This window comes from Pseudomonas alkylphenolica, assembly GCF_016009175.1.
Taxonomy (GTDB): domain Bacteria; phylum Pseudomonadota; class Gammaproteobacteria; order Pseudomonadales; family Pseudomonadaceae; genus Aquipseudomonas; species Aquipseudomonas alkylphenolica_B.
The window spans coordinates 121,241-139,251 of the sequence record NZ_JADUCM010000013.1; the positions used below are offsets into that span (position 1 = coordinate 121,241).

17 protein-coding genes are annotated in these 18,011 nt (G+C 62.1%); 6 read left to right on the forward strand and 11 right to left on the reverse strand.

Annotated elements, in window-relative coordinates; all coding sequences use genetic code 11:
- Positions 1-36: 36 nt before the first annotated feature.
- The 8 genes from I5S59_RS13830 to I5S59_RS13865 form a co-directional block, all read right to left on the reverse strand.
- A complete protein-coding gene (locus I5S59_RS13830) occupies positions 37-663 on the reverse strand; it encodes a response regulator transcription factor (protein WP_197877109.1) in 627 nt (208 codons plus the stop codon).
- Between the two features lie 30 nt (positions 664-693).
- Positions 694-1,884 (reverse strand): hypothetical protein, encoded by a 1,191-nt coding sequence (locus I5S59_RS13835; RefSeq protein WP_197877110.1) that lies wholly within the window; start codon positions 1,882-1,884, stop codon positions 694-696.
- Positions 1,881-2,615 (reverse strand): molecular chaperone, encoded by a 735-nt coding sequence (locus I5S59_RS13840; protein WP_197877111.1) that lies wholly within the window; start codon positions 2,613-2,615, stop codon positions 1,881-1,883. The genes I5S59_RS13835 and I5S59_RS13840 overlap by 4 nt, the downstream gene beginning before the upstream one ends.
- 113 nt (positions 2,616-2,728) lie before the next feature.
- Positions 2,729-5,227 (reverse strand): TcfC E-set like domain-containing protein, encoded by a 2,499-nt coding sequence (locus I5S59_RS13845; protein WP_197877112.1) that lies wholly within the window; start codon positions 5,225-5,227, stop codon positions 2,729-2,731.
- A gap of 96 nt (positions 5,228-5,323) precedes the next feature.
- Positions 5,324-5,800 (reverse strand): CS1 type fimbrial major subunit, encoded by a 477-nt coding sequence (locus tag I5S59_RS13850; RefSeq protein WP_197877113.1) that lies wholly within the window; start codon positions 5,798-5,800, stop codon positions 5,324-5,326.
- Between the two features lie 198 nt (positions 5,801-5,998).
- Complete coding sequence (locus tag I5S59_RS13855) at positions 5,999-7,657, reverse strand: cation acetate symporter (protein WP_197877114.1); 1,659 nt, start codon at positions 7,655-7,657, stop codon at positions 5,999-6,001.
- A complete protein-coding gene (locus I5S59_RS13860; RefSeq protein ID WP_197877115.1) occupies positions 7,654-7,965 on the reverse strand; it encodes a DUF485 domain-containing protein in 312 nt (103 codons plus the stop codon). Before I5S59_RS13860 ends, I5S59_RS13855 begins: the two co-directional genes overlap by 4 nt.
- A gap of 192 nt (positions 7,966-8,157) precedes the next feature.
- Entirely contained in the window at positions 8,158-9,006 is an 849-nt protein-coding gene (locus I5S59_RS13865; RefSeq protein WP_197877116.1) for a glycine betaine ABC transporter substrate-binding protein, read from the reverse strand.
- 224 nt (positions 9,007-9,230) lie between these two features.
- Between I5S59_RS13865 and I5S59_RS13870 the strand changes: the two genes are divergently transcribed.
- The gene (locus I5S59_RS13870; RefSeq protein ID WP_197877117.1) at positions 9,231-10,814 is read left to right on the forward strand and encodes a beta (1-6) glucans synthase; all 1,584 of its coding nucleotides are present in this window, start codon (positions 9,231-9,233) and stop codon (positions 10,812-10,814) included.
- Between the two features lie 255 nt (positions 10,815-11,069).
- Here the strand turns inward: I5S59_RS13870 and I5S59_RS13875 are convergent, their stop codons facing one another.
- Positions 11,070-11,432, reverse strand: a complete 363-nt coding sequence (locus I5S59_RS13875; protein WP_197877118.1) for a hypothetical protein — start codon at positions 11,430-11,432, stop codon at positions 11,070-11,072.
- A 242-nt stretch (positions 11,433-11,674) separates the two neighbouring features.
- On the opposite strand from I5S59_RS13875, the gene I5S59_RS13880 reads away from it, so the two are divergent.
- Positions 11,675-12,973 carry a serine/threonine protein kinase gene (locus I5S59_RS13880; protein WP_197877119.1) on the forward strand — a complete coding sequence of 433 codons (1,299 nt, stop codon included), beginning with the start codon at positions 11,675-11,677 and terminating at the stop codon, positions 12,971-12,973.
- A complete protein-coding gene (locus I5S59_RS13885) occupies positions 12,966-13,751 on the forward strand; it encodes a VacJ family lipoprotein (RefSeq protein WP_197877120.1) in 786 nt (261 codons plus the stop codon). Before I5S59_RS13880 ends, I5S59_RS13885 begins: the two co-directional genes overlap by 8 nt.
- A gap of 6 nt (positions 13,752-13,757) precedes the next feature.
- On the opposite strand, the gene I5S59_RS13890 is transcribed toward I5S59_RS13885, so the two are convergent.
- Together I5S59_RS13890 and I5S59_RS13895 are read right to left on the reverse strand one after the other, a co-directional pair.
- The gene (locus I5S59_RS13890; RefSeq protein WP_197877121.1) at positions 13,758-14,918 is read right to left on the reverse strand and encodes a patatin-like phospholipase family protein; all 1,161 of its coding nucleotides are present in this window, start codon (positions 14,916-14,918) and stop codon (positions 13,758-13,760) included.
- Positions 14,919-14,954: 36 nt separating this feature from the next.
- The gene (locus tag I5S59_RS13895) at positions 14,955-15,887 is read right to left on the reverse strand and encodes a lipid A biosynthesis lauroyl acyltransferase (RefSeq protein ID WP_197877122.1); all 933 of its coding nucleotides are present in this window, start codon (positions 15,885-15,887) and stop codon (positions 14,955-14,957) included.
- A gap of 111 nt (positions 15,888-15,998) precedes the next feature.
- Between I5S59_RS13895 and minC the strand changes: the two genes are divergently transcribed.
- The 3 genes from minC (at position 15,999) to minE (ending at position 17,932) form a co-directional block, all read left to right on the forward strand.
- On the forward strand, positions 15,999-16,763 hold the full coding sequence (minC, locus tag I5S59_RS13900; RefSeq protein WP_197877123.1) for a septum site-determining protein MinC: 765 nt from the start codon (positions 15,999-16,001) through the stop codon (positions 16,761-16,763).
- Between the two features lie 98 nt (positions 16,764-16,861).
- Positions 16,862-17,674 carry a septum site-determining protein MinD gene (gene minD / locus I5S59_RS13905; RefSeq protein ID WP_128325848.1) on the forward strand — a complete coding sequence of 271 codons (813 nt, stop codon included), beginning with the start codon at positions 16,862-16,864 and terminating at the stop codon, positions 17,672-17,674.
- A gap of 3 nt (positions 17,675-17,677) precedes the next feature.
- Complete coding sequence (minE, locus tag I5S59_RS13910) at positions 17,678-17,932, forward strand: cell division topological specificity factor MinE (RefSeq protein ID WP_019693048.1); 255 nt, start codon at positions 17,678-17,680, stop codon at positions 17,930-17,932.
- Positions 17,933-18,011: the final 79 nt, after the last annotated feature.

The window sequence follows — 18,011 nt, forward strand, 5'->3', positions numbered from 1 at the left end:
GCCACTGAAGGCACGAATACGCGCACGGGAACAGCGTCAGACCAGCTGGTTCCGCTTGGCCAGGTCCGCAAGGTCTACCACCGACTTTACCCGCAGCTTCTCGATCAGCCGCGTCTTGTAGGTGCTGATGGTCTTGTTGCTGAGCAGCATGGCCTCGCCGATCGCCTTGTTGCTAAGGCCCCGCGCCAGCTGCTGCAGAATCAGCAGCTCCCGGTTGCTCAGCGCGGCAATGCGCTGCGGCTCGGTGGCATTCATCTGCTGCCTGTCGACCGTACCGAGGGCAATCTCGGGGAAATAGCTGAAACCTGACATCACCGCGTGCGCCGCCTTGCTCAATTCGAACAGATCATCGGTCTTGGACACAAATCCCAGCGCCCCGGCCTGCATGCAGCGCAGGGAAAAGTACTCGGCCAGCTGCGAGGTCAGCACCAGGACCTTGGCAGGCCGTTCCATGGTCTTGATCCGGGCGATCACCTCCAGGCCGTCCAGGCCGGGCATGGTGATGTCGAGGATCACCAGGTCGGGGCTGTGCTCGCGGGTCAGGCGCACGGCGTCGATACCGTTATCGGCCTGGGCGATCACCTCGATGTGCTCCTGGCGCAACAGCATGCACACGCTGGAACGGATGAAAGGATGGTCGTCCACTACTAAGGCTCGGTACATGGGGGTTCCTCGCTGAGCACAGCCACTGGCCTACAGCTCGGCATCAAAGACCACGGTGACATGGCCGGTGTAGGTAGTGCCCGGGTGGGCGAGCATGCCGCGCACGTCATTGCGCGCCACCTGGAAATGCAGCTGCCCGGGCCGGTTCAGCACGGCCTGCACTGCCTCGAACTGCAAAGCATTGAGCCGCCCTGTCGGCAGCACCACGCGATTGACCGCGCTGTTCTGGTGGGAAATGCCACCCGGCAGGCTTAGGGCAACCTCCACTGGCGCCTGCTGGCTATCGGGGTTGCGGATAGCACAATGGCTGCCCAGGTCGTATTGGCACAGCTTGTAGACTTTGAACGGGCCGGTCGACCACAGGCGAAACGGCAGGTCGCGCTGCAGCCGCTCGGGGGCGCGAGCGCCGCTGAGCCAGCTTTGCCAGCCACCCGGCGGTTCCAGCACGGCGCGATCGGAGCCCGGCGGAAAATCGAAAATGAAGGCGTGTTCGACCTCCAGCACGAAGTTGAGGGTCAGGCTGTTGCCATTCAACTCGGTGACGTCGTTGCCGAAATCGAAATCGCCGCCGGGGCCAATGGAGTAGGTAAGGCTGCCACGATAGGTGCCCGGCTTCATACGGTAGGGCGGCGGCATCTTCAGATTATAAGCGATGCCCATTTCCGAGACCGGCGTAGTAGCCACATAGCCCGCTGGCGCTCTATCATTTACCGAAAAACAGGCGCTGGGCGCCTGCGGGTTGCGTAACTCCCACAGATAAAGCACACGGCCCGGCGTCTCTCGATAACCAAAAGTTCTTTTATAGCGGCAACCCCCATCCACGTAGGCGGTGAAAACAGGATTTCTGTTGACCAGCCACAGCACTTGCTGACTGAAACCTGTCACTTCGAATGGCATGCGGTGAGATTCGCCGCTCTGCTCATGGTACACATCAACCTGCCTGGGGCCCGGTACTTTGACGTAAAACTGGTCGCGTACATCCGCCGTGCCCTTGGTCGAGATCTTGGCGTACGTTATCGGCAACTCCACCGCCTCAAGATTCTGACATTCCGCCGGCCACTGCTTGCAGTACGACGCAGGTGGTGTGGTGTTGGTGAATCGACCAGATGACTCACCTTTGTACTTTGCCGAAATAGTGGCTTCCAGTGCGACAGCCTTAGGCATTGCCAGCATCACGGCAAACGCAAGCCAGATACGAGTGTGTGTTGTTACGCCGTTCATCGCTCTACCACCATGTCTTTACGGCTTTCACCTTCGAGCAGCTCGAAATGAAACACGGCTCCCGCCTGCTCACTGAACTGGCGGCTGCGCCCCGGCAGCAGATGATGCTTAGTGGCAGCAACGCACGACTCGCCCACGGTCTTGCACTGGCGAAAATAATCCAGCACCACCGTGGCGTTGCCTTGGTTGGCCACATGCAGGTGCTCGCCTTTGCGCTGGACCGGTGTGTGGTAACGGGTGTCGTCCGGCCGTACAAACAACAACGTGCCATAGCCGGCCATCACATTGACCCCGGCCTTGAGGCTGTCGCGGTAGCGGTTGGCTTCTGCTTCATCAACGGCAAAACCGTCGCCCAGCTCCGGTAATACCGGGATAAAACGCAAACGGAAGTAGCGCTCGCGGTCACGCTCACCGCGATACAGCAGGCGCACCGCCTGAATGCCCTGCGCCGGCACGATGAGCCGCGCCGGGCTGACCACCAGGCCGCGCTGCTCCAGCGCCAGGCCGTCGGTGTCGACCTCACGCGGCACGCCCTGGTCGTCGTACACCAGCTCAACCACACTCACCTTGACGAAAGCGGTGCTGTCGCCGCCATTGCGCACCCGCTTGAGCAGGGTGCTTTTGCCACTGTCCAGATAGTCATACAACGCGCCGACGTTCAGCTCCGGAACCGCTTGTGCGGACGTGCAGCTGAGCATTCCCAGCACTGCAATCAGAAGAAGTTTTTTCATCGTGTCAGTCTCCTTACCCGCGTAACGAGGGTATTACCGCGCTGTGCGCCATAGCTATGGCGACACCCAGGCGATTCCTCTCAAAACAAAGCCAGAAATTTCTCAGGCATTGATCAGCCTTTACCGCTCACCGCGTTATCCCCCTTCAGCGCCACGTCTGCAGCGGCACACACCTGATCACCGGCCAGCAGCACATCGCCCTCGCGCTGCAGTCGTTCGAGGTCAAACGTGAGCAGGCACGCAGGGGCGCCGCGCTGATGAATTTCCAGGGTGGGTGTCGACTCGCTCATTTCCACCGCGAAGAAACCATCGGCCTCGCTGACGCTGCGGCTGGCGTGGTTGACCACCTGGGCACCGCGCATCGGCCGGCCCTGAGCATCGAACAAGCGTCCGAGTACGGTGACCGTGCGCAGCACCCGCAGGCGGCGGTATTCGATGCCCCCGCGGTTGAGGTGATAGTCCAGGCTCGACGGCTGGATAACTGCGGCGGTGGCGTCGCTGCCCTCGAAATCGAACTGCACGTGACCGGCCCGGTAGGCCGCCACCGGAATCACGTTGCGCCCAGGGTGCAAGTTGGCACTGCTGCCACGGGGATCATCGGCGCGCAGCTTGAGGTCGGGAATATCGGTTTCGACATCGACGATCAGCCCGGCTTCGTGGGGCAGGTACTGACCACTGAGCGCGGCCTTGCCCGCCCCTACCGCCAGCACGCTTTCCAGGTTCAGGCCGCCGCTTGAATCGCCGTTGTAAGACGAGCGCTGCAGGTAGGCATCGCCATGCACCACGCGGTTCTCGAACTGCGTGTCCACGCCCAGCCCCGCACCGTAGCGGTCGGCACTGGCGGTCATGCCGACTGTACGCAATGCACCCAGCTCGACATCCTGTTGGTAGGACAGCGAGGCATTGAGGTCGCGCCCACCGTCGCGCGCCGTGCGCGAACCAACGCTGGCCGCGACGCGGCGCCCGCCTTCACCCAGGCTCATGCTCAGGCTCAGGTTGACGCCACGGCTGCGTGCCTGGTCAGTGCCGGCGGTACCGGGCCGGTCGAACAGCGAGAGGCGCCAGTTGCTGGCCGAGCCAAGCAACTTGCCGTAATACGACCAGCCCAGATCGGCGCCGCTGCCCTGGTTGGCACCGGTGTCATGCGACAGGCGCAAACTCACACTGTTGCGCGGGTCAAGGCGGTGACTGACAGACAGGGCCGACTGGCTGACCGCTTGCAGCATCGGGCCATAGCGATAGCCCTTTGGGCGCTCCAGCCAGGAGCGGTTATGGCTGGCCACCAGCGAGCCACGCTCATAGGTGTGGATGGCCTGCAGGTCGTAACCATTGCCACGCCCCTGCGTCTGAAACAGGTTGCCATACAGTTTGAAACGCTCCTGCACATCCCAATCCAGCGAGGTGCCGTACTGCATGGCCTCGTCGATGTGCTGCACCGACAGCCCCAGCACCGCCCGCGGATGCAGCAGGTAGTTGGCCATGGCGCCCGCACTCAGGCTGTCGTCATGATTGCTGTCCCAGTTGCTCAACAGGCTGCTCTGGCGGCCGACGAACAGGTTGTAGCGCCACGGGCTGTCACCAGTGCGCCAGTTCGACGGCTTGTAGATGAACTCCTGGCTGCGCGAACTGACCTTACCGTCTTCGACCACACGCACTTCCACTTCATAAATACCCCCAGGCAATACCCGTGTGTCGAGGGTCTGCAGGCCGGGCTGCACCGGCTGGCTGTTGATCAACACGCCATTGCGATAGATCTCGACCACTGCCGGGCGGTCAGGGGTGACGTAAATCGGCGTTGCACTGGGGGCGCCGGTGTCGATCGCCAGGCTATCGCTGCTGCCAACCATCAGGCCCAGGGTAGTATCCGGATTACTCCCCAGCAGACGCGGCTGGCGCGACAAACCCTGCGCGGAGGGGGTGAAGTAACCCAGGCGGAAAAAATTGCCGTCCAGCAGTCGTTCGCCATACAGCTGCTCAAGGTGATAACGGGTGGATTGCTGACTGTCGCTGCCGCGATCGACCTGGCCGTCGGCCAACGCCGTCCAGTTACCCAGGCTGCTTTGCCCTTGCAGGCCGTAGCGACCGCTGGGGCTACCGTCATCACTCACCAGGTTCAGCTGATTACGTAACAGCAGGCCATAGCTGCCGTGTTCAGGCAGACGATGATAGCGCTCGGCTACATCCTGATGTTCCGCCTGATCAGTGAGCAACGACAGTTGCGAATTGACCAGGCTGTAATGCACCGCGCGCAGGCCGTCGGGGCAATCTTGACGACAGTCGCCCAGCGCACGACCGGCGGCCAGGCGGTCCTGCCAGCGTCGACGCAGGCTTTGCGGTTCGCGGCTTTCGATGGTTTCGGTGAATTCAAGCAACTGCACCCGCTGGTCTCGGCTGAGCACCACCATGGCATCGCCCAGATAACGGCCATCCAGATCGACACGTACCGCCAGGGGAACGTCGTAGAAATGTGCCTCGAAATCACGCGGCAGGCCCTCAACCTGGGCCAGTGTTGCAGGCGGATTTGCGCCAGCCCAGGCGGGCAGACAGAGCAAGCACAGGCTCCAGGTCCGCCAACGAAAGAGCTGCGCGATGAAGGAATGAATAATCAGCATGGGGGAGTCGCTTGCAGGCAAATACCTGCCCGTTCCCTGGCATGCGCCAAGGAACAGGACAGGTCACTACAGAGGGCTTTCGAATGGCAAAGCTGCTTAGGGTGCGGCGGTCTCGAACATCATGCTGACCAGCCCCTGGTAATTACCCGGCACGTAACCTGTGCCGGGAGCCTGGGCGGCGACCTTGAAGCCGACGATGGCGCCGGCCGACGCTTGCGCCTCGCTGACCACTTCGGCGCTGGTGGTGGAAAGCACGGTGTCACCGACCGATACGTCCAGATCGATGTTGTTGCTGCCGCTGGCGATGACGGCGGGCGATATCAGGTAGGCGGCAATCGGCCCGATGGTACTTTTGACCTGCAGTTGCTTGCGGATCGGCTCCAGCTCGCCACGGAACGAGTTCCAGGCCATTTCCTGCGGGTCGTTCATCCAGTTGCCACCCACGGGCTCCACATAGAAGGCAGCGGTCGGTACCTGGGCAGTGATCTGCACTTGCTTCTCGATCGGGTCGACAGCAAACACTGAGGTGGTGGTGAGCAAGGCCAGGGGAAGTGCCAAAAGGGTGCGTTTCACGAATAGATCTCCTTGAAGGTTCAATGCCGGTGAGCGTCTTTGCGCTGTGTTGGCGGGGAGAAGTATTCGTCAACGACCCTGACCGAAGAGTAGGACCATTCCGGTGAAGCTTCGGAAATTTCCCAGTGGCGCAATGTGCCACTAGCGAAAACAACAACGCCCCGTCAAGCGGGGCGTTGTCAGTTTACGTATCAAGCATCAGTGCGACACGGCACCGCTGGCACCCAGGCCAGTCTGCGAACGCACGAACTGCGGGAAGAACAGTGCACGTTCATCGTCAGCAGCCTTGGACTTGTCGGTGATCGAGAAGAACCAGATGCCGACAAAGGCGATGAGCATCGAGAACAGCGCCGGGTACTCGTACGGGTAGATGGCTTTCTCGTGACCGAGGATCTGTACCCAGATGGTCGGGCCGAGGATCATCAGTGCCACCGCACTGATCAGGCCCAGCCAGCCGCCGATCATGGCGCCACGGGTGGTCAGCTTCTTCCAGTACATCGAGAGCAGCAGTACCGGGAAGTTGCAGCTGGCGGCAATGGAGAACGCCAGGCCCACCATGAACGCAATGTTCTGGCTTTCGAACAGGATACCCAGGCCGATCGCCAGCACCGCGAGGGCGATGGTGGTGATCTTCGACACGCGGATTTCATCTTTTTCGTTGGCCTTGCCCTTCTTGATCACGCTGGCATACAGGTCGTGGGACACTGCCGAGGCACCGGCCAGGGTCAGGCCGGCCACTACCGCCAGAATGGTCGCAAAGGCCACCGCCGAGATGAAGCCGAGGAACACGCTGCCACCCACGGCATCAGCCAGGTGCACCGCTGCCATGTTGTTGCCGCCGATCAGGGCGCCCGCCGCATCCTTGAAGTCAGGGTTGGTGCTGACCAGCAGGATCGCGCCGAAACCGATGATGAAGGTCAGGATGTAGAAGTAGCCGATGAAGCCGGTTGCATACAGCACGCTCTTACGGGCTTCCTTGGCGTCGCTCACAGTGAAGAAGCGCATCAGGATGTGCGGCAGGCCAGCGGTACCGAACATCAGCGCCAGGCCCAGGGAGAAGGCCGAGATCGGGTCTTTGACCAGACCGCCCGGGCTCATGATCGCTTCACCTTTGGGGTGAACCTTGATGGCCTCGGAGAAAAGCGCGTTGAAGTCGAAGTTGACGTGTTTCATCACCATCAGCGCCATGAAGCTGGCACCGGAGAGCAGCAGGACTGCCTTGATGATCTGTACCCAGGTGGTGGCCAGCATGCCGCCGAACAGCACGTACAGGCACATCAGGATACCCACCAGGATCACCGCGACATGGTAGTCGAGGCCGAACAGCAGCTGGATCAGCTTGCCGGCACCGACCATTTGCGCGATCAGGTAGAACGCCACCACCACCAGCGAGCCAGAGGCCGACAGGGTGCGGATTTCTTTTTGCCCGAGGCGGTACGAGGCGACGTCGGCAAAGGTGTATTTGCCCAGGTTACGCAGGCGCTCGGCGATCAGGAACAGAATGATCGGCCAGCCCACCAGGAAGCCGATCGAGTAGATCAAGCCGTCGTAGCCAGAGGTGAATACCAGCGCGGAAATACCCAGGAACGAGGCGGCCGACATGTAGTCGCCGGCAATCGCCAGGCCGTTCTGGAAACCGGTGATACGGCCACCGGCAGAATAGTAGTCGGCAGCAGTCTTGTTGCGTTTGGAGGCCCAGTACGTAATGCACAGGGTGGCACCGACGAAGGCGACGAACATGAGGATCGCCGACACGTTCAAGGGTTGTTTATGCACTTCGCCGGTGAGGGCGTCAGCGGCCCAGACGGCGGGAGCAAAAACGCCGAAGGCCAGGGTTGCCAATAGACGCCGGATCATTGCTGTGCCTCCTTGAGAATCGCTTTGTTCAGCTCATCGAACTCACCATTGGCACGACGCACGTAAATGCCGGTGAGGATGAAAGCCGAGACGATCAGGCCGACGCCCAAGGGGATGCCCCAGGTGATCGACGAGTCAGGGCTGATCTTGTGCCCCAACACCTGTGGACCGTAAGCAATCAACAGAATGAAAGCAGAGTAGAGACCGAGCATGATCGCCGAGAGAATCCAGGCGAACCGTTCGCGCTTTGACACCAGCTCTTTGAACCTCGAGCTGTTTTGAATCGAGAGGTAAATGCTGTCGTTCATTGTTTTTGTCCTCGCAGCACAGATTAGGTAGAACCCACTCCACTTTATGCTGCCTATGGACGCGCTCCAGACGACCTTAGTCTTAGATGCAAAACTCTTTTACCGATTCGGTAACAGCCAGAAACGACAAGGGCCGCAGCCCGGTTTTCGGTGCTGCGGCCCTGGAAAGTGCCAGATAGAAGCCTTAGGCCATTATTTGGCGGTCCATTCGGCGACCCGATCCGGGTGTTTGGCCACCCAGTCCTTGGCCGCCGCTTCCGGTTTTGCGCCCTCTTGAATGGCCAACATGACCTCACCGATTTCATCCTTGGACTGCCAGCGGAACTTTTTCAGGAAGTCCGCCACTTCCGGCGCCTTGCTCGCCAGCTCCTTGCTGCCGATGCTGTTGACGGTTTCGGCGGCACCGTACACGCCTTTGGGGTCGTCGAGGAATTTCAGCTTCCACTTGGCGAACATCCAGTGCGGCACCCAGCCGGTCACGGCAATGGATTGCTGCTTGGCATAGGCACGGCCCAGTTCCGAGGTCATCGCGGCGCCCGAGCTTGCCTGCAACTTGTAGCCTGTCAGGTCGTAGTCCTTGATGGCCTGGTCGGTTTTCAGCATGACGCCGGAGCCGGCGTCGATGCCGACGATCTTGTTCTTGAAGCTGGCGTCTGTCTTGAGGTCGGCGACGCTCTGCGCCTTGACGTAGTCGGGGACGATCAGGCCGATCTTGGCATCCGTGAAGTTCGGCCCGTAGTCGACGACGTTGTCCTTGTTCTTGGTCCAGTAGTCGCCGTGGGTCACCGGCAGCCAGGCCGACATCATCGCGTCGAGTTTGCCGGTGGCCACCCCCTGCCACATGATGCCGGTCGCCACGGCCTGCAGTTTGACGTCATAACCGAGCTTCTGCCTGATCACTTCGGCTGCCACGTTGGTGGTCGCCACACTGTCGGACCAGCCATCGACGTAGCCGATGCTTACTTCCTTGGCCATCGCCTGCGCAGCACCGATGGCCATTACCAGGGCGGTGCCCACCCCCAGGAGTCGTCGCATTTTCATCAAAGCATCCCCTCGTCTCGTCACGGAAGTTGCATCATCAACCGCTGATGCCCCCTGACCTGCTCTGGCAACGACCTCCAGGCATCGAGAAGCGACATCACTTCGCCAGCCACGCCTGTGGTTACATCAAGCAACATCCAACCCGGTTAACTTTGCCTGCAGAGGCTTTAGCCCGTGTCATTTGCAGGTACTATTGGCGGCTTTGCTTAATGACGGTCCGATCCATGTCCTCGACTGCCCGCTTTCCCCTGTTGCCGTATCTGTTCGCCTGCCTGCTCGGCCTGCTTGCGCTGGGAGGGCTCTGGTACGGCCTGGGCAAGCCGGTGGTGCTGCCCGATGCGGCCAGTGCCTCGCACAAGTTGCAGTGTGCGTCCTACACCCCGTTCGACAAGGACCAGTCACCTTTCGATCAGCCGTTCCAGCTGCGCCCGGCGCGCATGGACGCCGACCTGGCGTTGCTGGCCCAGCGGTTCGAGTGCATCCGCACCTACTCGATGACCGGCCTTGAGGCCATTCCGGACCTGGCGCGCAAGCATGGCCTGAAAGTCATGCTCGGCGCCTGGATCAACGCCAACCCGGTGGATACGCAAAAAGAGGTCAAGGCCCTGATCGCTGCGGCCAACGCCAACCCCGACGTGGTCAAGGCGGTGATCGTCGGCAACGAAACCCTGCTGCGCAAGGAAGTCACCGGCCCGCAACTGGCCGCGCTGATCAACCAGGTGAAAAGCCAGGTCAGCGTGCCGGTGACCTACGCCGATGTCTGGGAGTTCTGGCTGCAACACCCGGAAATTGCCCCGGCGGTGGACTTCCTGACCATCCACCTGTTGCCGTATTGGGAAGATGATCCCCGTGGTATCGATGACGCCCTTGCCCATGTAGGCGAAATTCGCCAGGTATTCGGTAACCGCTTCGCGCCCAAGGATATCGTCATCGGTGAAACCGGCTGGCCGAGCGAAGGCCGCCAGCGTGAAACCGCCCTGCCCAGCCGCGTCAACGAGGCGCGCTTCATCCGTGGTTTTGTCGCCATGGCCGAACAGAACGGCTGGCACTACAACCTGATCGAAGCCTTCGACCAGCCGTGGAAGCGCGCCAGCGAAGGCGCTGTGGGCGGTTACTGGGGGCTGTATGACGCGGACCGTCAGGACAAGGGCATCCTCGAAGGCCCAGTGAGTAACCTGGCGTTCTGGCCACAATGGCTGGTCGCCAGTGGCCTGCTGTTTGCGGCCACCTTGCTGCTGGCCGGTCGCGTGCGCGGTGCCCGTGCAGCCTGGCTGCTGCCCCTGCTGGCGGCGCTGGGTGCAGCCAGCCTGGGCTTGTGGGGCGAACTGGCGCGCATCAACACGCGCTTTGTCGGTGAGTGGCTCTGGGTAATCCTGCTGGCGGGACTCAACCTGATCGTGCTGGCCCATGCCGCCTTGGCCCTGGCGGCGCGCGAAGGCTGGCGCGAGCGGTTGTTCGCCTGGCTTGAGGCACGGGCCGGCTGGTGGTTGCTGGCGGCTGGTTTTGCTGCGGCGGTGAGCATGCTGGCACTGGTGTTCGATCCGCGTTACCGCAGTTTTCCGAGTGCTGCCCTGCTCTTGCCTGCGGTGGTTTACCTGTTGCGCCCGGTTCCGGCGCGTCGTGCCGAGATTGCCTTGCTGGCCTTGATCGTTGGCGGCGGCATTGCCCCGCAACTGTTCCGTGAGGGCTTGAGCAACCAGCAGGCGCTGGTGTGGGCCGGGGTCAGTGTGCTGATGGTCGCGGCGTTGTGGCGTAGCTTGCGGGTGTGGGAGCGAGGCTTGCCCGCGAAGAACGATAACCCGGTGTAGCAGGAACACCGCAGCGCCTGGTTCGCCGGCAAGCCTGGCTCCTACGCGGCAGGAAGGACCCCGCACACCACTGTGGGAGCGAGGCTTGCCCGCGAAGAACGATAACGCGGAGTAGCAGAAACACCGCAGCGCCTGGTTCGCCGGCAAGCCTGGCTCCTACGCGTCAGGAAGGACCCCGCACACCACTGTGGGAGCGAGGCTTGCCCGCGAAGAACGATAACGCGAAGTAGCAGGCAAGCCTGGCTCCTCCCGCAATCAGCGCGAGCGTCGTACCAGCCGCAACCCCGCCAACACCACGGCAAACACCGCGATACTGGCGCTGTACAACACCAGCGCCGGTATCCCGAACACCAGCGACAGCACCGCTACCCGCCAGCCCGCACGCGCTGGCACCACCTGTGCCAGCAACGCCAGGCCCAGGGCCGTCCAGGCAATCACCCGAAAGTGGATCAGCAAGCCCAGCAACGAGCGTGCCTGGCACTGCCACAGTTGCGCCTGCTCGACACAGGCACCCACCCACTGCGCGTCTTCCATCAAGGCATAACGCACCTCGTAACTGGCGGCCAGCCACAAGGGCAGGAACAGCGCCAGGGCGATCAGGGGTAAGCGGCGGGACATGGAACTCTCCGGAAACGTCGAAAACGGCGCCCAGCATAATGGCCCGGGCTGTCTATGCAAGGCAAAAGCGCCACCTTCAGCTACTTTGAACTGAAGATAAATGGAACCAATTGTTGCCGCGATGCAATCCGACACGGCACCATCAAGGCAGATGAATGCCAGATCGCCAGGCAACTTTGCCGGGCCCTTCATGGTCCTAGCCTGCATATCGCACTTTGCTACTGCTTTTTTGGGGATCCGTCATGCTTCGATTATTGCGCCTGGTTGCCCTTGCCGGCGGCCTTGTCTTGAGTGCGTCTGCGTTAGCCCGGGATGTCGATGCGGCCAGCTACGGCTACCCCTTGACCAACCCCTTCGAGGCCACCATCGCCACGACACCACCGGAGTTGCGCCCGGAGCTGCCCGAAGACGACGACATCAATCAGTCCGACTACAGCCTGAACATGCGCCCGGAACGCGCCTTCACCCTGCCTGACAACTTCTGGGCGGTGAAGAAACTGCGCTACCGCCTGGCCCGCCAGGATCACCCCGCGCCGCTGATCTTTCTCATCGCCGGAACCGCAGCCCCCTACCACAGCAGCATCAACGAGTACCTGAAGAAGCTCTACTACAAGGCCGGCTACCATGTGGTGCAACTGTCCTCGCCGACCAGCTTCGACTTCATGACCTCGGCTTCACGCTTCGCCACGCCCGGCATCAGTACTGAAGACGCCGAAGACATGTACCGCGTGATGCAAGGCGTACGCGCCCAGCACCCGGAACTGGCGGTCACCGAGTATTACCTCACCGGCTACAGCCTCGGCGCCCTGGATGCGGCGTTTGTCAGCCACCTGGACGAGACCCGGCGCAGCTTCAACTTCAAGCGCGTGCTGCTGCTCAACCCACCGGTCAACCTGTACACCTCGATCACCAACCTCGACAAAATGGTCCAGACCGAGGTCAAGGGCGTCAACAACGGCACCACGTTCTACGAAGTGGTGCTCGGCAAGCTGACCCGTTACTTCCAGCAGAAGGGCTATATCGACCTCAACGACGCACTGCTGTACGACATCCAGCAGTCGCGCCAGCACCTGAACAACGAACAGATGGCCATGCTCATCGGCACGTCGTTCCGTTTTTCCTCTGCCGATATCGCCTTCACCTCCGACCTGATCAACCGCCGCGGGCTGATCACGCCGCCCAAGTACCCGATCACTGAAAGCAGCAGCCTCACGCCGTTCTTCAAGCGTGCCCTGCAATGCGACTTCGACTGCTACATGACCGACCAGGTCATCCCTATGTGGCGCGCGCGCACCGATGGCGGCAGCCTGCTGCAACTGATCAACCAGGTCAGCCTCTATGCGCTAAAGGACTACCTGCAGCAAAGCTCCAAGATTGCCGTAATGCACAACGCCGACGACGTCATTCTCGGCCCCGGCGACATCGGCTTTCTGCGTAGCACCTTCGGTGATCGCTTGACCCTTTACCCCCACGGCGGCCATTGCGGCAACCTCAACTACCGCGTCAACAGCGACGCCATGCTGGAGTTCTTCCGTGGTTAAACCTCTTCTGCTTGTCACTGCACTACTGGCCAGCGGCCTGGCCCTGGCGGACGAACCGGCACCCCGTGCCAGCGTGATCGAATCCGACGGTTTCACCGATCCGCTCAAGGAGCTCAAGTTCAATCCGGGCCTGGACCAGCGCGAGTTCGAACGCTCGACCCTGACCGCGCTCAATGTCTATGACCCCCTCGAGGCGATGAACCGCAGGATCTACCACTTCAACTACCGCTTCGACCAGTGGGTGTTCCTGCCGGTGGTCAATGGCTACCGCTACATCACCCCGAGCTTCGTGCGCACCGGCGTGAGCAACTTCTTCAGCAACCTGGCCGATGTGCCCAACCTGCTCAACAGCCTGCTGCAGTTCAAGGGCCAGCGTTCGATGGAGATCACCGCCCGACTGCTGCTCAACACCACCATAGGCGTGGCCGGCCTCTGGGACCCGGCGACCAAGATGGGGCTGCCCTACCAGGGCGAAGACTTCGGCCAGACCCTCGGCGTTTGGGGAGTGCCTGAGGGCCCTTACCTGATGCTGCCGATTCTCGGCCCGTCGAACCTGCGCGATACCGGCGGCCTGGCGGTGGATTACAGCGCCGAGAACTGGATCAACTACCTCAATGTCGCCGAGGTCAGCAGCAACCATCCGGAGGTCTGGGTGCTGCGCGCCATCGACAAGCGCTACACCACCAAATTCCGTTACGGTCAGCTGAACTCGCCGTTCGAATACGAGAAGGTTCGCTACGTCTATACCGAAGCGCGCAAACTGCAGATTGCCGAGTAGCCGGCCTCAGCCGGCAGCCAGGGGCAAGCCGAGGAAGCTGCACAGCTCCCGACGCTTGGCCAGGGCGTCGCGGCGCCCCAGCTCGATCAGCTCACTGCAGTACCCGGCCTCGAACAGCAGGTAGCTGAGCACCCCGGCGCCACTGGTCTTGGTCGCCCCCGGCCCGCGCAGGAACAGGCGCAGGGCCGCCGGCAGCTCGCGCCGATGACGGGCGGCAATTTCGTCCAGCGGCTGGCTGGGCGCGACCACCAGCACCTCCACCGGCGCCATGCCCGGGCCCCGCCGCTCCAGGTGCTCGGGCAACAAGTGGCTGAGGTGGTTGAGGCGCTGCAGCAACTCGATGTCGTCTTCCAGGCTGTCGATGAAGGTACTGTTGAGCATGTGCCCGCCGATCTGCGCCAGGCTCGGCTGCTGACCGCTGAAAACGCGCGCACTCGGTTCGCCCTCGACCGGACGTTGCGGGTTGCCGCTGACCCCGACCACCAGCACACGGCTGGCCCCCAGGTGCAAGGCCGGGCTGATCGGCGCCGACTGGCGCACCGCACCGTCGCCAAAATATTCCTCGCCCAGTTTGACCGGCGCAAACAACAAGGGAATGGCGGAGCTGGCCAGCAGGTGCTCGACACTCAATTGCGTCGGCATGCCGATGCGACGGTGACGCAGCCACGGCTCGATCGCGCCCCGCCCCTCGTAAAAGGTTACCGCCTGACCGGATTCATAACCGAAGGCGGTCACCGCGACCGCGTGCAGGTGCTGCTGTTCGAGGGCACTGCGGATGCCGTTAAGGTCCAGGTGCTGGTTGAGCAGGTGGCGCAACGGCGAGCTGTCGAGCAAGGCCACCGGTACCGGCGCGCCCAGGCCGAGCAGGCTGTGGCCGACAAAGCGGCTGGCCTGGCGAATCACCCCCGGCCAGTCGCTGCGCAGTACCTGGTGGCTGCGAAAGCCCTGCCAGAAGCTGGTCAGGCGGCGGATGGCATCGGCAAAGTGCATTGCCCCGCTGGCCAGGGTCACGGCGTTGATGGCCCCGGCCGAGGTGCCGACGATCACCGGAAACGGATTGGCCGCACCCGGCGGCAGCAGGTCGGCAATGCCGGCCAGCACACCGACCTGATAGGCGGCGCGGGCGCCACCACCCGAGAGGATCAATCCTGTGATCGGTTTGCTCATCGGCCCTTCCTTAGTCAGTGCTGCCCTGCGTCAGCTTCAACGGCGCTTTTCGTACAGCTTCGGCGCCCCCGGCGGACGCGACTTGAAGCGGCGATGGGCCCACAAGTACTGTTCCGGGCATTCGCGCAGGGCCACTTCGATCCACTGGTTGATGCGCAGGCAATCGGCCTCTTCGGACTCCCCCGGGAAATCCGTCAATGGCGGATGGATCACCAGGCGGTAGCCGCTGCCATCGGCCAGGCGCTGCTGGGTGAAGGGAATCACCCGCGCCTTGCCCAGGCGGGCAAACTTGGTGGTCGCCGTTACGGTCGCCGCCTGGATGCCGAACAGCGGCACGAACAGGCTTTGCTTGGCGCCATAGTCCTGGTCAGGTGCGTACCAGATGGCACGGCCGGCACGCAGCAGCTTGAGCATGCCGCGCACGTCCTCGCGCTCCACCGCCAGCGAGTCGAGGTTGTGCCGCTCGCGGCCACGGCGCTGAATGAAGTCGAACACCGGGTTGCCGTGCTCACGGTACATGCCGTCAATGGTGTGTTCCTGCCCCAGCAGCGCGGCGCCGATTTCCAGGGTGGTGAAATGCAGGGCCATGAGAATCGCGCCCTGGCCATCACGCTGGGCCGCCTGCAGATGCTCCAGGCCTTCGATGTGCGCCAGGCGCGCTAGACGGGCCTTTGGCCACCACCAGCTCATGGCCATTTCGAAGAAGGCGATGCCGGTGGAGGCGAAATTTTCCTTGAGCAGGCGCTTGCGTTCGACGGACGGTAGCTCGGGGAAGCACAGCTCCAGATTGCGCGCGGCAATGCGTCGGCGCTCACCGGCCACCCGGTACATCAAGGCACCCAATACACGGCCGATCACCAGCAATACCCGGTATGGCAGCTGCACGATCAACCACAGCACACCCAGGCCCAGCCAAAGCGGCCAGAAGCGCGGGTGCAAAAAATAACGACGAAAACGCGGGCGATCCATTAAAGATTCCGGAAAGACGAGGGCCGTGCATTCTACAACGGTTCGGCACGGGTTGCGGCTAACCGGCGTTCTCGTTATAAGTCTGAGCACTTTTTCGTAACAAGCCGTCCTATGCAGACCATGAGCCCAACTCAATTGCCAGACTCCGCCCCCGTGTTCCAGCTCAAGGGCAGCATGCTTGCCATTACCGTGCTCGAGCTTGCGCAGAACAACCTTGAGGGCCTCGACCGGCAGTTGGCCGCCAAGGTCGCCCAGGCGCCCAACTTTTTCAGCAACACCCCGCTGGTGCTGGCGCTGGACAAGCTGCCAGCCACAGAAGGCGCGGTCGATCTGCCCGGGCTGATGCGCATCTGCCGCCATCACGGCCTGCGCACCCTGGCGATCCGCGCCAACCGTATCGAAGACATCGCTGCGGCCATTGCCATTGATCTACCCGTACTGCCGCCCTCCGGTGCCCGTGAGCGCCCGGTCGAACCGGAACCCGAGGTGAGGAAGCCGGAACCCGCCCCGGCTCCGGCGCCCGTGGCAGAGCCGGAACCTGCGATCAAACCGACGAAAATCATCACCACCCCGGTGCGCGGCGGCCAGCAGATCTATGCCCAGGGGGGCGATCTGGTCGTGGTGTCATCGGTCAGCCCGGGCGCGGAACTTCTCGCCGATGGCAACATCCATGTGTACGGTGCCATGCGAGGGCGGGCGCTGGCCGGGATCAAGGGCAACACCCGGGCACGCATCTTCTGCCAGCAACTGACTGCCGAAATGGTCTCGATCGCCGGCCAGTACAAGGTCTCCGAAGACCTTCGCCGCGATCCGCTGTGGGGCGCCGGCGTGCAGATCAGCCTGTCTGGTGACGTGTTGAACATCACCCGTCTTTAACGGATACTTGCCGCCATTTTCCGCGCAACTTTTTTCGATGTTGCCGTTTTTAGTATTTTTTGGGACTCGACGTCCTTTTTCATTAGGGGTGAAGCACCTTGGCCAAGATTCTCGTGGTTACATCCGGCAAGGGTGGTGTGGGTAAGACCACCACCAGCGCCGCTATTGGTACCGGCCTCGCACTGCGCGGCCACAAGACAGTGATCGTCGACTTCGACGTCGGCCTGCGTAACCTCGACCTGATCATGGGCTGCGAACGCCGCGTGGTGTATGACTTCGTCAACGTGGTCAATGGCGAAGCCAACCTGCAGCAGGCCCTGATCAAGGACAAACGCCTTGAGAACCTCTACGTGCTGGCCGCCAGCCAGACCCGTGACAAGGACGCGCTGACCCAGGAAGGCGTCGAAAAAGTCCTGATGGAGCTCAAGGAGCAGTTCGAATACGTGGTCTGCGACTCGCCGGCCGGTATCGAGAAAGGTGCTCACCTGGCGATGTACTTCGCCGACGAAGCCATCGTCGTGACCAACCCGGAAGTGTCTTCGGTACGTGACTCGGACCGTATGCTCGGCCTGCTGGCGAGCAAATCGCGCCGCGCCGAACGCAACGAAGATCCGATCAAGGAACACCTGCTGATCACCCGCTACCATCCAGAGCGCGTGAGCCAGGGCGAGATGCTTGGCGTCGAAGACGTCAAGGAAATCCTCTCGGTGGCCCTGCTGGGCGTGATTCCGGAATCCCAGGCGGTGCTCAAGGCATCCAACCAGGGTGTGCCGGTCATCCTCGACGACCAGAGCGATGCAGGCCAGGCCTACAGCGACACCGTCGATCGCCTGCTGGGCAAAAATGTGGAACATCGGTTCCTTGATGTGAAGAAGAAGGGATTCTTCGAGCGCCTGTTTGGAGGCAACTGACCAATGAACCTTTTTGACTTCTTTCGTGCCAACAAAAAAGTAAGCACCGCGTCGGTTGCGAAAGAGCGTCTACAGATCATCGTGGCGCACGAACGCGGCCAACGCAGTACGCCGGACTACCTGCCAGCCTTGCAGAAGGAACTGGTGGAGGTGATCCGCAAGTACGTCAACATCGGCTCCGATGATGTGCATGTCGCTCTGGAAAACCAGGGCAGCTGCTCGATCCTGGAACTCAACATCACCCTGCCCGATCGTTGATCGGCACCACAGGGTAACCTGCCACGGGGGCGGGCCCGGGGGCCGCCGGGGCCCCCCGCGCGGGGGGGGGGGCGGGGGG

Coding starts and splice junctions, on each gene's coding strand:
- I5S59_RS13830 (WP_197877109.1), bottom strand. CDS start 663: ATGTACCGAGCCTTAGTAGTGGACGACCATCCTTTCATCCGTTCCAGC.
- I5S59_RS13835 (WP_197877110.1), bottom strand. CDS start 1,884: ATGAACGGCGTAACAACACACACTCGTATCTGGCTTGCGTTTGCCGTG.
- I5S59_RS13840 (WP_197877111.1), bottom strand. CDS start 2,615: ATGAAAAAACTTCTTCTGATTGCAGTGCTGGGAATGCTCAGCTGCACG.
- I5S59_RS13845 (WP_197877112.1), bottom strand. CDS start 5,227: ATGCTGATTATTCATTCCTTCATCGCGCAGCTCTTTCGTTGGCGGACC.
- I5S59_RS13855 (WP_197877114.1), bottom strand. CDS start 7,657: ATGATCCGGCGTCTATTGGCAACCCTGGCCTTCGGCGTTTTTGCTCCC.
- I5S59_RS13860 (WP_197877115.1), bottom strand. CDS start 7,965: ATGAACGACAGCATTTACCTCTCGATTCAAAACAGCTCGAGGTTCAAA.
- I5S59_RS13865 (WP_197877116.1), bottom strand. CDS start 9,006: ATGAAAATGCGACGACTCCTGGGGGTGGGCACCGCCCTGGTAATGGCC.
- I5S59_RS13870 (WP_197877117.1), top strand. CDS start 9,231: ATGTCCTCGACTGCCCGCTTTCCCCTGTTGCCGTATCTGTTCGCCTGC.
- I5S59_RS13875 (WP_197877118.1), bottom strand. CDS start 11,432: ATGTCCCGCCGCTTACCCCTGATCGCCCTGGCGCTGTTCCTGCCCTTG.
- I5S59_RS13880 (WP_197877119.1), top strand. CDS start 11,675: ATGCTTCGATTATTGCGCCTGGTTGCCCTTGCCGGCGGCCTTGTCTTG.
- I5S59_RS13890 (WP_197877121.1), bottom strand. CDS start 14,918: ATGAGCAAACCGATCACAGGATTGATCCTCTCGGGTGGTGGCGCCCGC.
- I5S59_RS13895 (WP_197877122.1), bottom strand. CDS start 15,887: ATGGATCGCCCGCGTTTTCGTCGTTATTTTTTGCACCCGCGCTTCTGG.
- minC (WP_197877123.1), top strand. CDS start 15,999: ATGCAGACCATGAGCCCAACTCAATTGCCAGACTCCGCCCCCGTGTTC.
- minE (WP_019693048.1), top strand. CDS start 17,678: ATGAACCTTTTTGACTTCTTTCGTGCCAACAAAAAAGTAAGCACCGCG.